General features: G+C 69.5%; 13 protein-coding genes. 2 read left to right on the top strand and 11 right to left on the bottom strand.

Annotation, left to right across the window (positions count from 1 at the left end; genetic code table 11):
- Positions 1-272: 272 nt before the first annotated feature.
- From aspA to AB0I18_RS26280, 9 genes are all read right to left on the bottom strand, one after another.
- A complete protein-coding gene (aspA, locus tag AB0I18_RS26320; RefSeq protein WP_363108036.1) occupies positions 273-1,670 on the bottom strand; it encodes an aspartate ammonia-lyase in 1,398 nt (465 codons plus the stop codon).
- Positions 1,671-1,724: 54 nt separating this feature from the next.
- Positions 1,725-2,759, bottom strand: coding sequence for an asparaginase (locus AB0I18_RS26315; protein ID WP_363108035.1), 1,035 nt, complete (start codon positions 2,757-2,759; stop codon positions 1,725-1,727).
- A complete protein-coding gene (locus AB0I18_RS26310) occupies positions 2,756-4,207 on the bottom strand; it encodes an amino acid permease (RefSeq protein WP_363108034.1) in 1,452 nt (483 codons plus the stop codon). The genes AB0I18_RS26315 and AB0I18_RS26310 overlap by 4 nt, the downstream gene beginning before the upstream one ends.
- Positions 4,204-4,971: a FadR/GntR family transcriptional regulator gene (locus tag AB0I18_RS26305; RefSeq protein ID WP_363108033.1), complete on the bottom strand. Its 768-nt coding sequence runs from the start codon at positions 4,969-4,971 to the stop codon at positions 4,204-4,206. Before AB0I18_RS26305 ends, AB0I18_RS26310 begins: the two co-directional genes overlap by 4 nt.
- A 78-nt stretch (positions 4,972-5,049) precedes the next feature.
- Positions 5,050-5,880 (bottom strand): undecaprenyl-diphosphate phosphatase, encoded by an 831-nt coding sequence (locus AB0I18_RS26300; RefSeq protein WP_363108032.1) that lies wholly within the window; start codon positions 5,878-5,880, stop codon positions 5,050-5,052.
- A 68-nt stretch (positions 5,881-5,948) separates the two neighbouring features.
- Positions 5,949-6,323, bottom strand: coding sequence for a fluoride efflux transporter CrcB (gene crcB, locus AB0I18_RS26295; RefSeq protein WP_363108031.1), 375 nt, complete (start codon positions 6,321-6,323; stop codon positions 5,949-5,951).
- Complete coding sequence (locus AB0I18_RS26290; RefSeq protein WP_363108030.1) at positions 6,320-6,760, bottom strand: DUF190 domain-containing protein; 441 nt, start codon at positions 6,758-6,760, stop codon at positions 6,320-6,322. The genes crcB (AB0I18_RS26295) and AB0I18_RS26290 overlap by 4 nt, the downstream gene beginning before the upstream one ends.
- Positions 6,757-7,233: a fluoride efflux transporter CrcB gene (gene crcB / locus AB0I18_RS26285; RefSeq protein ID WP_363108029.1), complete on the bottom strand. Its 477-nt coding sequence runs from the start codon at positions 7,231-7,233 to the stop codon at positions 6,757-6,759. The genes AB0I18_RS26290 and crcB (AB0I18_RS26285) overlap by 4 nt, the downstream gene beginning before the upstream one ends.
- Positions 7,234-7,282: 49 nt before the next feature.
- Positions 7,283-7,678 carry a nuclear transport factor 2 family protein gene (locus tag AB0I18_RS26280; RefSeq protein ID WP_363108028.1) on the bottom strand — a complete coding sequence of 132 codons (396 nt, stop codon included), beginning with the start codon at positions 7,676-7,678 and terminating at the stop codon, positions 7,283-7,285.
- A 64-nt stretch (positions 7,679-7,742) separates the two neighbouring features.
- Between AB0I18_RS26280 and AB0I18_RS26275 the strand changes: the two genes are divergently transcribed.
- Entirely contained in the window at positions 7,743-8,312 is a 570-nt protein-coding gene (locus tag AB0I18_RS26275; protein ID WP_363108027.1) for a PadR family transcriptional regulator, read from the top strand.
- Between the two features lie 60 nt (positions 8,313-8,372).
- The gene (locus AB0I18_RS26270; RefSeq protein ID WP_363108026.1) at positions 8,373-9,893 is read left to right on the top strand and encodes an AMP-binding protein; all 1,521 of its coding nucleotides are present in this window, start codon (positions 8,373-8,375) and stop codon (positions 9,891-9,893) included.
- 98 nt (positions 9,894-9,991) lie between these two features.
- On the opposite strand, the gene AB0I18_RS26265 is transcribed toward AB0I18_RS26270, so the two are convergent.
- Positions 9,992-11,560, bottom strand: coding sequence for an arabinogalactan endo-1,4-beta-galactosidase (locus AB0I18_RS26265; RefSeq protein WP_363108025.1), 1,569 nt, complete (start codon positions 11,558-11,560; stop codon positions 9,992-9,994).
- 601 nt (positions 11,561-12,161) lie between these two features.
- Positions 12,162-14,183 (bottom strand): beta-galactosidase, encoded by a 2,022-nt coding sequence (locus AB0I18_RS26260; RefSeq protein ID WP_363108024.1) that lies wholly within the window; start codon positions 14,181-14,183, stop codon positions 12,162-12,164.
- Between the last annotated feature and the right edge of the window lie 47 nt (positions 14,184-14,230).

The following is a 14,230-nucleotide window of genomic DNA, read 5'->3' as shown; positions in this document are numbered from 1 at the left end:
ACGCCGGAAGGCCGACAGCGGCTGAGTGGGGGCAACGGTCAAAACCCCGGCCGCTTTTTAGGGGCGCGGGGAACTGCGCACCCAGCCCCCACCGGGCCCGCAGTGATCACACCGTCCCAAGTCCCCCGGTCTTTCGTCTTTTCAGGGGCGCGGGGAACTGCGCGACCAGCCACAGCCGACCCGCACCCTACAAACCAACCCGAGCCACCCCAGTCCTTTAGGGGCGCGGGGAACTGCGCGACCAGCCACGACGGAGCCGCACCTCGCAGCGCTCAGCCAACCTGAGACCCGGCCAATACCTCCGGCCGGAGCAGCGCAGCAAGTGTGTCGGCCGGCAGCAGGCCCTTTTCGAGGACGAGTTCGGCAACGCCGCGCCCCGTCGCGAGGGCCTCCTTCGCGATGTCCGTGGCCGCCGAGTACCCGATGTGGGGGTTGAGCGCGGTGACGAGGCCGATGGAGTTCTCGACGGTCGCGCGGAGCATGTCCGTGTTGGCCGTGATTCCGGAGACGCATCGCTCGGCGAGCGTGAGGCAGGCGGCTCGCAGATGCGTGATGCTCTCGGAGAGCGAGTGCAGGATGATCGGCTCGAAGGCGTTCAGCTGGAGCTGACCGGCCTCCGCCGCCATGGTGATGGTGACGTCGTTGCCGATCACCTCGAAGGCGACCTGGTTGACGACCTCGGGGATCACCGGATTCACCTTGCCCGGCATGATGCTCGAACCGGCCTGGACCGGCGGCAGGTTGATCTCGTTCAAGCCCGCGCGCGGTCCGGAGGACAGCAGGCGCAGGTCGTTGCAGCTCTTGGAGAGCTTGACGGCGATGCGTTTGAGGACGCCTGACATCTGCACGAAGGCGCCGCAGTCCTGGGTGGCCTCGACCAGGTTGGCGGCGGTGACCAGCGGCAGCCCGGTGATCTGAGCGAGGTGGCGGCGCGCGGCCTCGGCGTATCCGGGGGGTGCGTTGAGGCCGGTGCCGATGGCGGTCGCGCCCAGGTTGATCTCGTGGATGAGTTCGACGGCCTCGGCCAGCCGGCTGCGGTCCTCGTCCAGCATCACCGCGTACGCCGAGAACTCCTGCCCGAGCGTCATGGGCACCGCGTCCTGCAACTGCGTACGGCCCATCTTCAGCACGTCGCGGAACTCGACGGCCTTGGCGGCGAAGGCGTCCTGGAGCACGGCCATCGCCTTGAGCAGTTCGTGCACCGCGAAGACCGTGGCGACCTTGACGGCCGTGGGGTAGACGTCGTTGGTCGACTGGCCGAGGTTGACATCTTCGTTCGGGTGCAGGTGCTGATACTCGCCCTTGGCGTGGCCCAGGAGCTCCAACGCCCGGTTGGCTACTACCTCGTTGGCGTTCATGTTGGTGGAGGTGCCGGCGCCGCCCTGGATGACGTCCACGACGAACTGGTCGTGCAGCTTTCCGGCGCGGATCTCCCGGCAGGCCTCGATGATCGCGGCGGCCTTCTCGGGGGCGAGCAGGCCGAGTTCCTCGTTGGCGCGGGCGGCGGCCTCCTTGACGGCGGCGAGCGCGTCGATGAGGTGCGGGTAAGAGGAAATCGGCGTGCCGGTGATGGGGAAGTTCTCTTTGGCGCGCAGGGAGTGGACACCCCAGTACGCCTCGGCGGGGACGTCACGGTGGCCGAGCAGGTCGTGCTCACTGCGGACGGTCATGGTGGTACGCGTCTTCCTGGTGGAGTGGGTGAGTGGGGCGTGGGCGTACGTTTCTCAGGGCGTCGGAGCTGTGAGGGGTTCGAGGGCCCTGGCCGGTCGGATGCTGCCGACCACCTCTCCGCCGCCGAGGAGTGGGGCTCCGGCGAACTCGGCGAGTGCGGCCGGGTTCACGCCCGCGCGTGCGAGCGCCGCCGCGGTCACCGGGACGCGTGCCCGGTCCGCGCCGTCCGCGATCTTCACGGCGACCGCCCGGCCGTCCGGGAGGGCCGCGACCTGTACGCCTTCGAAACCGTCCTTGGTGAGCAGTCCCGGCACGGCCCGCATCAGCGCGGCGACGTCGCGGCCGGAACCCGACACCATCTCGGCGTGCTCGCGCATCGCGTCGGCCACCTGTGCCTCGGGGGTGCCGGGCGGGGCCGTCGTGATCCGGGCGGCGGCGCGGGCGAGGCCGTGCAGTGAGACGGAGAACAGCGGGGCGCCGCAGCCGTCGACCGCGACCTGGGCGATGCCCTGGCCGGTCAGGTCCTCGACGATCTCCGCGATCGCCTGCTGGAGCGGGTGCGCGGGGTCGAGGTAGTCATCGAGCGACCAGCCGTTCAGGTGTGCCGTGTAGAGCATCGCGGCGTGTTTGCCCGAGCAGTTCTGCGCGAGCCTCGACGGCAGTCGTCCGGTGCGGATCCAGTCCTCGCGGACGACCGGGTCGAAGGGCAGGTCCGTGACGTTGCGCAGCTCACCCTCGGTGAGTCCGGCGAGCTCCAGGATCCGCCGGGTGCCGGCGAGATGCCGTTCCTCGCCGGAGTGGCTGGCGGCTGTCAGTGCGAGCAGGTCGCCGTCGAGTGGCAGCCCGGCCCGCAACAGGGCCACGGCCTGGACGGGTTTGAGTGCCGAGCGTGGGTAGAAGGCCGCCTCGATGTCACCGATCTGCAGTTCCACGCTGCCGTCCGCGGCGAGCACGACGACCGAGCCGTAGTGGATTCCCTCGATGACGCCACCGCGGATGAGGTGGGCGACGGGCGCGTGCAGGGGTTCCCGGACGGAGGGCGCCTGGGCGAGTGAACTGCCGTAGTTGGTAAGGGTGTTGGTGGTCACGCGTCCGCTCCGGCCTTTCGTACTGCCGCTACTCGGCCGCGCACGCCGTACCAGCCCGCTACCAGGGCCGCCATGATCAGCGGCAGGCACAGGACCGTCGTGCGGCCCGCTCCCCCGTCGGCGTACATCAGGACGAGCACGGAGGCGAGGAAGAAGAGCGTGACGAGTTCGGTCCAGGGCGAGCCCGGCAGGCGGTAGCTCGGGCGCTCCAGTTCGCCCTCTTCGGTCTTCCGCCAGAACTGCAGGTGGCAGATCATGATCATGCCCCAGGTGGCGAGGATGCCGATCGCCGCGAAGTTCAGCACGATCTCGAACGCGTCGGCGGGGACGACGAAGTTGAGTCCGACGCCGAGCACGCACATTCCGCTGGTGAGCAGGATTCCGCCGTACGGGACCTGGCTGCGGCTCATGACTCCGGTGAAGCGGGGTGCGGAGCCGGACATCGCCATGGAGCGCAGGATGCGGCCGGTGGAGTACAGGCCGGAGTTGAGCGAAGACATGGCCGCCGTGAGGACGACGAGGTTCATCACGCCGCCGGCCGCCGGGATACCGATGTTGGAGAGCACGGTGACGAACGGGCTCTCCCCGCCGGTGTACTTGTTCCAGGGGAGCAGCATCGAGAGCAGCAGCACGGAGCCGACGTAGAAGAGGCCGACGCGCCACATGATGGAGTTGATGGCCTTCGGCATGATCTTCTCGGGGTTCTCCGTCTCGCCCGCCGCGACACCGACCAGTTCGACGGAGGCGTAGGCGAAGACGACGCCCTGGATGATCAGGAGCATCGGCAGCAGGCCGTTGGGGAAGACGCCGCCGTTGTCGGTGATCAGGGACGGGCCGGGGGTCGTCCCGTCGACCTGGCGCTGGGTGACCAGCAGGAAGATGCCGATCAGCATGAAGGCGACCAGCGCGCCGACCTTGATGATCGCGAACCAGAATTCGAGTTCGCCGAACATCTTCACCGAGATGAGGTTCACGGTGAGGACGACGGCGAGTGCGATGAGGGCGAGCACCCACTGCGGGATGTCGGAGAACATGTCCCAGTAGTGGGTGTAGACCGCCACGGCGGTGATGTCGGCGATGCCGGTGGTGGCCCAGTTGAGGAAGTACATCCAGCCCGCGACGTACGCGCCCTTCTCGCCGAGGAACTCCCGGGCGTACGAGACGAAGGCACCGGAGGACGGTCGGTAGAGGACGAGTTCGCCGAGGGCCCGTACGACCAGGAAGGCGAAGACACCGCAGACGGCGTACGCGATGAAGAGGGAAGGGCCCGCTTCGGCGAGGCGGCCGCCGGCACCGAGGAAGAGGCCCGTGCCGATGGCTCCGCCGATGGCGATCATGTTGACGTGGCGGGACTTCAGGGACTTGCTGTACCCCGCGTCACCGGCGTCGACGTGACCGCCCGGTTTCCGTATCTGCCCGGTCTCTTTTTCGAGGGACTGCTCGCTCACGCCTTGGGTCCGCCTTCCGTGGGGGGTGCTGCGGGGGATTCCGTGGGGGGATCCGTCTGGTCCGCGCGCTCGGGGCGCACGATCTCCGTGAGGGTCGTCTCGACGCGGTCGAGGTGGTGCGCCATGGCCTCGGTCGCGTCGTGCTCGCTGCCGTCGATGAGTGCCTCGACGATGGCGCGGTGCTCGCGGTTGGACTGCTCGCGGCGGCCGCCCAGTTCGTTGAGGAACGCCGACTGGCGGGCCAGCGCGTCGCGGATCTCCTCGATCACGCGACGGAAGACCGGGTTCTGGGCGGCCTGCGCGACGGCCAGATGAAAGAGCGTGTCCATGGCCACCCACGCGGTGGTGTCGGTCTCGCGCTCCATCCGGTCGAGGAGGTGGGCGAGGTGGTCGAGGTCCTCGGGTGTGCGGCGGGCGGCGGCGTAGCCCGCGACGGGGATCTCGACGTGCCGCCGGACCTCCAGCAGGTCACTGGCCGCGTAGTCGCCGAAGGTGGGGTCCTCGACCGGCCCGTTCGACAGGACGAAGGTGCCCTTGCCGGTCCGGGACACGGTCAGCCCCATCGTCTGCAGGGCCCGCAACGCCTCCCGCAGCACCGGCCGGCTGACCTCCAGCTGCCGGCAGAGCTCCGCCTCGGAGGGCAGCTTGTCCCCCACCGCGTACTCGCCGCGCTCAATGGCACCGCGCAGGTACCCGAGCACCGCTTCCATCGCACTGATACGCCGTGGCGGCTGGCCAGCTGTCTGGCTGTCTGACAGGTTCACGGGGGTGATCCTGGGGGGAACGGGAGGTGACTGTCAAGGGTGGGAGCCCGGTACACCGGTCCTGTCCCTTTCGCTCGCTCAGAGCACACCGGTGCCGAGCAGGCCGAAGAGCAGCAGCCCGGCCACGATCCGGTAGATCACGAACGTGTTGAAGGAGTGCTTCGCGACGAATTTGAGCAGCCATGCGATCGATCCGTACGCCACCACGAAGGACACCGCCGTCCCCACGACCAGCGGTGCCGCCCCCGTTCCCGTGCCCAGCGCGTCCTTCAGCTCGTACAGGCCGGCGCCGGTCAGGGCGGGGATGCCGAGGAAGAAGGAGAGGCGGGTGGCCGCGACGCGGTCGAGGTCGAGGATGAGGGCGGTCGACATGGTGGCGCCCGAGCGGGAGAAGCCGGGGAAGAGCAGCGCCAGGATCTGCGAACCGCCCACGAGCATCGTGTCCTTGAAGGTGGTGTCGTCCTCGCCGCGTTTGTGCCGGCCCATCTGGTCGGCCGCCCACATCACCCCGCTGCCGACGATCAGGGAGCCCGCGACCACCCAGAGCGAGGCGAGGGGGCCATCGATCAGGGGCTTCGCGGCCAGGCCGACGACCACGATGGGGATGGTCGCGAAGATCACCCACCAGGCGAACCGGTAGTCGTGGTGGTGGCGTTCCTCGCGGTTCTTCAGGCCGCGGAACCAGGCGGAGACGATCCGCACGATGTCCTTGGAGAAGTAGACGAGCACCGCGGCGATGGCGCCGACCTGGATGACGGCGGAGAAGCCGACGACGGCGTCGTCGTCCACGGGGAGGCCCATGAGCCCCTCGGTGATCTTCAGGTGGCCGGTAGAGGAGACGGGGAGGAACTCGGTCACCCCTTCGACGGCTCCGAGGACGACGGCCTGACCGACGGAGATGGCGCTCATGGGATCCAGTTCTGATGGGCGGATGCGCGAGAGGTCAGTCCTACTACGCCCGGGTGTGACGCCGTGCCCTACACCCAGAGGGCCTGGGCCACCGAAACTCCCACAAATGCCGCGCCCAGTCCTGCGACCACGCTCGCGACCACGTTGACGGCGGCATAGAAGCGGGCCCCGTCCTCGGTCAGCCGCAGGGTCTCGTACGAGAACGTCGAGTACGTGGTGAGCGCCCCGCACAGACCGGTGCCGAGCAGCAGCTGGAGGTGCGAGGAGGCCGCTCCGGCCGCGGCCGCTCCGGTGAGGGTGCCCAGGATCAGGCAGCCGACGACGTTCACGGTGAAGGTGCCCCAGGGGAAGACCGTGTCATGGCGGGACTGCACCGCGCGGTCGGTGAGGTAGCGCAGCGGCGCGCCGATCATTCCGCCCGCGATCACCAACACCCAGTTCACAACGCCTTCTTACCTTTCCCGCCCGTGTCGGGCCCTTTGCCGCCCCGGACGCCCCGGCTGCTCTTGCCGCTCTTTCCGCTCTTTCCGTCGGAGGGCTCCTCGCGGCCGACGTACCTGATGACCTCGCAGTCGTCGAGGATCACCAGGCCCTCCCCCACCAACTCGTCGAGCTCCGGCAGGAAGGCGCGTACGCGTTCCTCCGTGTCCACGATGACGACGGCCACCGGCAGGTCCTCGCTCAGGGACAGCAGCCGCGAGGTGTGGATCAGTGACGAGGCCCCGAATCCCTCGATGCCGCGGAACACGCTCGCACCGGCGAGGCCCGCGGCGCGCGCCCGGTGCACGATCTGCGAGTACAGCGGCTTGTGGTGCCAGGTGTCGTGCTCGCCGATGAAGATCGTCACGCGCAGGGCGTCACCCGTCAGCCTCGTCGTCATCGCCGCCGCCTCCAAGCCAGTACGCGGCGCGCCGCCGTCACCGCGAGCCACACCGCCGTGAGCGCCGCGACCAGGGTCGCGGCCAGATACGCGAGGCCGGTCCGCGGCTGGCCCGCGTCGACCAGTTTCTGGATGTCGACGGCGTACGTCGAGAAGGTGGTGAAGCCGCCGAGCACTCCGGTGCCGAAGAAGGGGCGGACCAGCCGGTGGGCCGCCCACACCTCGGTGATCAGGACCATGAAGACGCCGATCACGAAGCACCCGACGACGTTGACCCCGAACGTGGTCCAGGGGAAGCCGCCCGTCCGCACGGGCCAGAGCAGGGAGGCCCCGTAGCGCGCCGAGGCGCCGAGGGCGCCGCCCGCCGCGACCACCGCCACGACCGGCCCCTGCCCGTGCCACACGGAGGGCCGCCGGGCGGGCGCGCGGAGTTCCGCGGGTTCGTCCACCGTCTCGGACTGGGGGGCGGTCATGGGCGTACGTCTCCTGGTCGGGGCAGGAGATCAGGCTAACCCGGCCTGGTCAGGAGGCGCCCGACGCCTCCCGCTCGATGAGCTCGAACTGCGCCGCCATCGCCACCTGGAGCGCCTGGGCCGCCGACAGCGGGCGGACCATCACCGTGAGGTCGTCGATGCGGCCGTTCTCGTCGAAATGCAGGAGGTCGCAACCCTGGATCGCGCGGTCGCCCACCCGTGCCTCGAAGACGAGGACGATGTCGCGGCCATCGGGGTTCTCGATCTCCCGGACGTACCGGAAGTCCTCGAAGACGCGCATGACAGCACCCAGGAGCGCGCCGGTGATCGCCTTTCCGGCGTAGGGCTTGAAGACCACCGGGCTGGTGAACACGACGTCGTCGGCGAGCAGGTCGACGACGGCCGCGTGGTCGCCGTCCTCGACCGCCTTGCGGAAGGGGTTCATAGTCCACCTCATAATCTGTGTAGTCAATTTGTTGATTAGGTGCGTCGGACAGTACGCTCCTGGCATGGCACTGCGCAATGCTCTGTTGGCTTCGCTTCTCGACGGTGAGGCGTCCGGGTACGACCTGGCGAAGACCTTCGACGCGTCGGTGGCCAACTTCTGGATGGCCACTCCCCAGCAGCTGTACCGCGAGCTGGAGCGCATGGCGTCCGCGGGGCTGATCGAGGCCCGGGTCGTGCGGCAGGAGCGCAGGCCGGACAAGCGGCTCTTCCGGCTGACGGAGGAGGGCCGGCGTGCGCTGCGGGACTTCACTGCCGAGCCGCCCCGGCCCACCGCGATCCGCGACGAGCTGCTGGTCAAGCTCCAGGCCGTGGACGAGGGCGACGACGCGGCGGTCCGGGCGGGCGTCGAGGAGCGCGTCGAGTGGGCCCGGGGGAAACTGGCCCGGTACGAACGGCTTCGGCTGCGGCTGCTGAAAGGCCTCGGCGAGGAGGAGTACCTGGCCGGGGCCGAGCGCGTGGGCCCGTATCTGACGCTGCTGGGCGGCATCGCGTTCGAGACCGAGAACATCCGCTGGGGTGAGCGGGTGCTCGCGATCCTGGAGAGGCGGGCGGCGGTGCGCGAGGCGCGGTGACCAGCGGGGTACGTACGTAGCCGGTACGTAGGTTGGAACCACCGACCCGGAGGTGCTGTCGTGTACTACCCGCTGACCGTCCGTGACTTCCTCGACCGTGCGGCCCACGTCTATCCGGACCGCGTCGCCGTCGTCGACGAACCGGAGCAGCCGGGGCCGAGCCTCGGCGAACTCACGTACCGGGAACTGGCTGCGCTCGCCCGCGCGCAGGCCGCCCGGCTCGACCGGTTGGACGTCCCGGTGGGCGGCCGGGTCGCGGTGGTCTCGCAGAACTCGGCGCGACTGCTGACCTCGTTCTTCGGTGTCTCCGGCTGGGGGCGCGTCCTCGTACCGGTGAACTTCCGGCTGACGCGGCCGGAGATCGACTACATCGTCCGGCACTCCGGTGCCTCGGTCGTCTACGCGGACGCGTCCTGCGCGGACGTGCTCGACACCCTCGACGTCAAGCACAAGCTCGTGCTCGGCGAGAACGACGAAGAGGAGCTGTTCCTGCACGGCGCCGAGCCGCGGGAGTGGGCCGAGCCGGACGAGGCGGCGACGGCCAGCATCAACTACACCTCGGGAACGACCGCCCGCCCCAAGGGAGTTCGGCTGACGCACCGCAATCTGTGGCTGAACGCGACCGTGTTCGGTCTGCACACCACGATCAGCGACCGCGACGTCTATCTGCACACCCTGCCGATGTTCCACGCCAACGGCTGGGGCATGCCGTACGGCATCACCGGGGTCGGCGGCCGCCACATCGTGCTGCGCCAGGTCGACGGCGCCGAGATCCTGCGCCGTGTCGAGCGGCACGGTGTCACGCTGCTGTGCGCGGCGCCCGCCGTCCTGAACGCCGTGCTCGACGCGGCGGCCGACTGGGACGGCGAGATCCCCGGCCGCGACCGGGTTCGTATCGTCTGCGCGGGCGCGCCGCCGCCGACCCGCACCATCGAGCGCGTGATGGACGAGCTGGGCTGGGAGTTCATCCAGATCTACGGGCTCACCGAGACCTCACCGCTCGTCACGGTCAACCGCGGGCGCGCGGAGTGGGACGACCTGGAGCCCGCCGAGCGTGCCCGCCGGCTCGGGCGGGCGGGGGTGCCCGCACTCGGCGTACGGGTCGACGTGGACGTGGACGGCGAGGTGCTCACCGCCTCGAACCACAACCTGGACGGCTACTGGGACCAGCCCGAGGAGACGGAGAAGGCGCAGGCCGGCGGCTGGTTCCACACCGGGGACGGCGGATACCTCGACGACGAGGGCTACTTGGTGATCTCCGACCGCAAGAAGGACGTCATCATCTCGGGCGGCGAGAACGTCTCGTCGATCGAGGTGGAGGACGTGATCACCTCGCATCCGGCCGTGCGCGAGGTCGCGGTCATCGGGATTCCGGACGCCAAGTGGGGTGAACTGGTCACCGCGTTGGTCGTGACGGCGGATCAACCACCGCTGACCGCCGAGGAGTTGATCGCGCACTGCCGGACGCGGCTGGCCGGCTTCAAGTGCCCCAAGCGGGTCGACTTCGTCGAGTCGCTGCCGCGTACGGCGACCGGGAAGCTGCAGAAGTTCAAGCTGCGCGAGCCGTTCTGGCGGGAGTGACGTCCGTCCGTCTGGTGCCCGAATGACAACGGGGCCCGCTGAGCAGCGGGCCCCGTTGTCATGCCGTCATCGGCGGCCGACGCAACGGCGTCACACCGTCAGCGGCGGTTGAACAGCGACATCGCCGGAAGCGCCCGGTCGTCGTAGCCGAACAGTGCCTGGTTCTCCCAGCCGTTGCCGGAGGCGGCGTCGGTCGGATCCCAGCCGTTGCCGTTGACCGCGGTCCAGGTGGACTCCCAGTAGAAGAGGCCGAGGCCGCGGCCGTTCGGGACGGCCTCCACGATGTTCATCACGTCCCTCAGCCACGCCGACTGCCCGGCTGTGGTGGCGGGGTAGCCGGCCACCAGTTCGCTGGACAGGTCGATGATGTTCTCGTGCGAGTCCTCGCTGTCCAGACGGAAGGGGTAGGCCGTCTCGGCGAGGAACACCGGCTTGCTGTAACGCGATGCCGCGTCGTCCAGGGTCGTCTGGAAGTCGGCGAGCGAACCGTGCCAGTAGCCGTAGAACGACAGCCCGATGACGTCGAACTTCACGCCGTTGGAGACCGCGCTGTCGAACCACCAGCGGGTGCCGGACAGGTCGCCGCCCTTGGCAAGGTGCAGCGCGACGGTGGTGGACGAGTTGACCGCCTTGACCGCGTCGTAGCCGGAGTTGAGCAGGCCGGCGAGCTGCGACCAGTTGTTGGTGGAGCCCTCGTTCCAGAGCATGCCGCCGTTGATCTCGTTGCCGACCTGCACCATGTCGGCCGTGGTGCCCTGCGCCTTCAGGGCGTTGAGGACGTCGTACGTGTGGTTGTAGACGTCGGTCCTGAGCTGGCTGTACGAGTGTCCGGCCCAGGCGGCGGGCTTGGACTGGGCGCCCGGGTCGGCCCAGGTGTCCGAGTAGTGGAAGTCGACGAGGAGCTTCATGTTCTGCGCCTTGACGCGCTTGGCCATCGCCAGCACGCGGGCCTTGTTGTTGTAGCCGTCGGCGGGGTTCACCCACACCTTGAGGCGCGCGTAGTTCTGTCCGGCGGACTTGAGGATGGCGAGCGCGTCGCCAGTCGTGCCGGAGCTGTTCTTGTAGACGCCGCCCTTGGCCTCGCTCTTGGCGAGTGACGAGACGTCAGAACCCTTGATGGGCAGGCTCGCCGTGCCCGACGCGAAGGTCAGGTCGTCGACATTGATCCAGTTGCCCGCCTTCGCATCGGAGTTGATGCTGATCGTGCACTGGTTGTTGGTCACCGCGACGGGCACGACGATCCGGATCCAGCCGCTGGCCGAGATGGGCAGATCGGTGCGCTGTTCCGTGCCGCCGCAGTTCTTGAGCGCGAGGTAGGCGGAGTTCTGGCCGCCGCCGGAGCGCACCCAGGCGGTGAGCTTGTAGTTCCCGTTGGTCAGCCCGTCGAGGTACTGGTAGGTCTCCACCTTGTAGGCGGAAGCGGAGTAGTGGCTCAGCCGGTAACTCCCGCTGCGGCCACCGGACTCCGTGAAGGAGGCCGCGTTCTGGCCGCCCGCGGAGTACGTGGACCAGCCGGTCGGGGTCGTCGTGCCGGTCCCGTTCGACTCGAAGCCGCCGTTGGTGAGCGTGGAGGCGGCGTGGGCCGAGCCGGCGGGGAGCGTGGTGAGTGCCAGGCCCGCGAAGAGCGGTATCAGCAGTGCCCTGAGGGCGCGTCTCGCGTGGAACATCGTCGTCCCTTCGACGAAGTGGGGAGACTTGGGGGTGTATGGCGGCGCCGTGCCCGAAGGCATGAACACGGCGCCGCCATGACCGACCGGATGTCCCCCCGGAATCCGGCCGGGGTCTGTGGGGGTGGATCAGCCGTCGCATCGCGGCGGCTTCGTGCGCCCGACCGCCGCATCGTGCGGCTTGCCGGGCCGACCGCCGCGACGTACGGGTTGGTGCATGAGCCGCCGCATCGCAACGGCCTCGTGCGCCCGACCGCCGCATCGTTCGGCTTGCCGAGCCGACCGCCGCGACGTACGGGGTGGTGCATGAGCCGCCGCATCGCAACGGCCTCCTGCGGCCGACCGCCGCATCGTGCAGCTTGCCGAGCCGACCGCCGCGACGTACGGGTTGGTATGTCAGCCGCCACTTCGACGGCTTTGCGCGTCAGCCGTCACCTGCGACGGCTTGGTGCGCCAGCCGCCACGTCCGACGGCTCCGTGGGTCGGCCGCCGTATCGCATGGCATCCGGTTCGACCGCCGACGCGTACGGCGTCCCGGGCGGCCGGCGCATGGCGCGGCACCCGGATCGGCGGCCGATCCATACCGTCACGGGTCACGGGCTCAGCCGTCGAGCTTCACGACCCGGACGCCGCCCGCGGGCACACCCAGGTGCCCCCCGGTCCGTTCACCGGTGAGCAACTCGGTGCCGTGTGCGTCGAGCGGCACCTTGGCGTCGGCGGCGGAGTGGTTGACGGCGAAGAGGAACGTGCCCGACTCCCCCACGCGGCGCACCACTTCGACGTCGTGCGGCAGCTCGGCGCGCGGCGCGATCCGGGCGTCGTCGGCCGCCCAGCCGATCAGGGCGTCGAGACCCTGGGCCGCCAGGCGCGTGGACACGTACCAGGCCGAGCCCTCGCCCAGGCGGTGCCGGGTGACGGCCGGCTGACCGGCGGTGAGCCCGTCGGCGTACGTCCACACGGTCTCGGCGCCGCGCGGCACCACGAACTCGGTCCACACGTCGCCGGTGAGCTCGGAGCCGTCCGGACCGGAGATGCGGACCAGGTCGCCCTGGAGCAGCGGCGAGAACTCCTCGACCGTCAGGCCGAGTACGTCCCGCAGCGCGCCCGGGTACGCGCCGTCGTGCACGGCGTCGTGCTCATCGACGATGCCGGAGAAGTACGAGACGACGAGGGTGCCGCCGTTCTCGACGTACTCCCGCAGGTTGTTCCCCGCGGCCTCCGTCATCAGGTAGAGGGCCGGTACGACGACAAGGGGATACACCGACAAGTCGGCTTCCGGGTGGGCGAAGTCGACCGTGAGGTGGCGGTCGTAGAGGGCTTCGTAGAACGCGTCGGCGCGCTCGCGCGGGTCGTGGTCCTCGCTCGGGCGCCAGTCCAGGTTCTGCGCCCACCAGGAGTGCCAGTCCCACAGCACGGCCACGTCGGCCTGCGTCCGGGTGCCCTTCACGCTGCTCAACGAGTCGACGGCCGCGCCGAGTTCGACGACCTCGCGCCACACCCGCGAGTCCGTGCCGGCGTGCGGCAGCATCGCCGAGTGGAACTTCTCCGCGCCGCGCCGTGACTGCCGCCACTGGAAGAACATCGCGCCGTCGGAGCCGCGAGCCACATGCGCGAGGGAATTGCGGGCCATCTGGCCGGGAGCCTTGGCCGGGTTGCGGGTCTGCCAGTTGATGCCCGACGTGGAGTGTTCGAGCAGCAGCCAGGGGGCGCCGCCCGCCACGGAGCGGGTGAGGTCGGCGGCCATCGCCAGGTTCACGTGCGTACGGCGGCCGTCGGTGATCAGGTAGTGGTCGTTGGTGACGAGGTCGACCTCGCGGCCCCAGGCCCAGTAGTCGACGGAGTCGCACTGGCTGAGGGCGGTCATGAAGTTGGTGGTGACCGGGATGCCGGGCGAGAGGCGGTGCAGGATGTCCCGCTCGGCCACGAAGTTCTCGCGCATGGTGGCGTCGGCGAACCGCTTGTAGTCCAGCGCCTGGGCCGGGTTGCCGACGGTGGGGCTCAGTCGCGGCGGGTTGATCTGGTCGAGGTCCGCGTACCGCTGGCCCCAGAAGGCCGTTCCCCAGGCCTCGTTGACCGCGTCGACCGTCCCGTACGTGTCGGCCAGCCAGCGGCGGAAGTGCGCGGCGCAGCTCTCGCAGTAGCAGGCCGAGACGGGCACCCCGTACTCGTTGTGGACGTGCCACATCGCGAGCGCCGGGTGCTCGGCGTACCGCGCGCCGAGTTGGGTGGCGATGTTCGCGGCGGCGGTCCGGTAGTGGGTGTTGCTGTGGCATATGGCGCCCCGCGAGCCGAACTCGTAGCGGGTGCCGTCGGCCGTCACGGGCAGCGCTTCGGGGTGCTCCCGGTAGAACCAGGCGGGCGGTGCCACCGTCGGCGTACCGAGGTCGGCGCGTATCCCGTTCTCGTGGAGCAGGTCGAGGAGCCGGTCGAGCCAGCCGAAGTCGTACGTCTCCGGCGAGGGCTCCAGCAGGGCCCAGGAGAAGATTCCGACGCTGACCATCGTGACGCCGGCCTCGCGCATCAGCCGGACGTCCTCGTGCCAGACGGATTCCGGCCACTGCTCGGGGTTGTAGTCCCCACCGAAGGCGAGCCTGGTGAGGCCCGTGGGGGTGGTCTCCGGCATGGATTTCTCCCGATTGATCGAACATTTGGGAACGTGCACACACAGCG

Source organism: Streptomyces sp. NPDC050704 (assembly GCF_040654355.1).
Classification (GTDB): Bacteria; Actinomycetota; Actinomycetes; order Streptomycetales; family Streptomycetaceae; genus Streptomyces.
The sequence above is the reverse complement of the archived record's forward strand: the minus strand, read 5'-3'. Positions and strand labels throughout refer to the sequence as shown.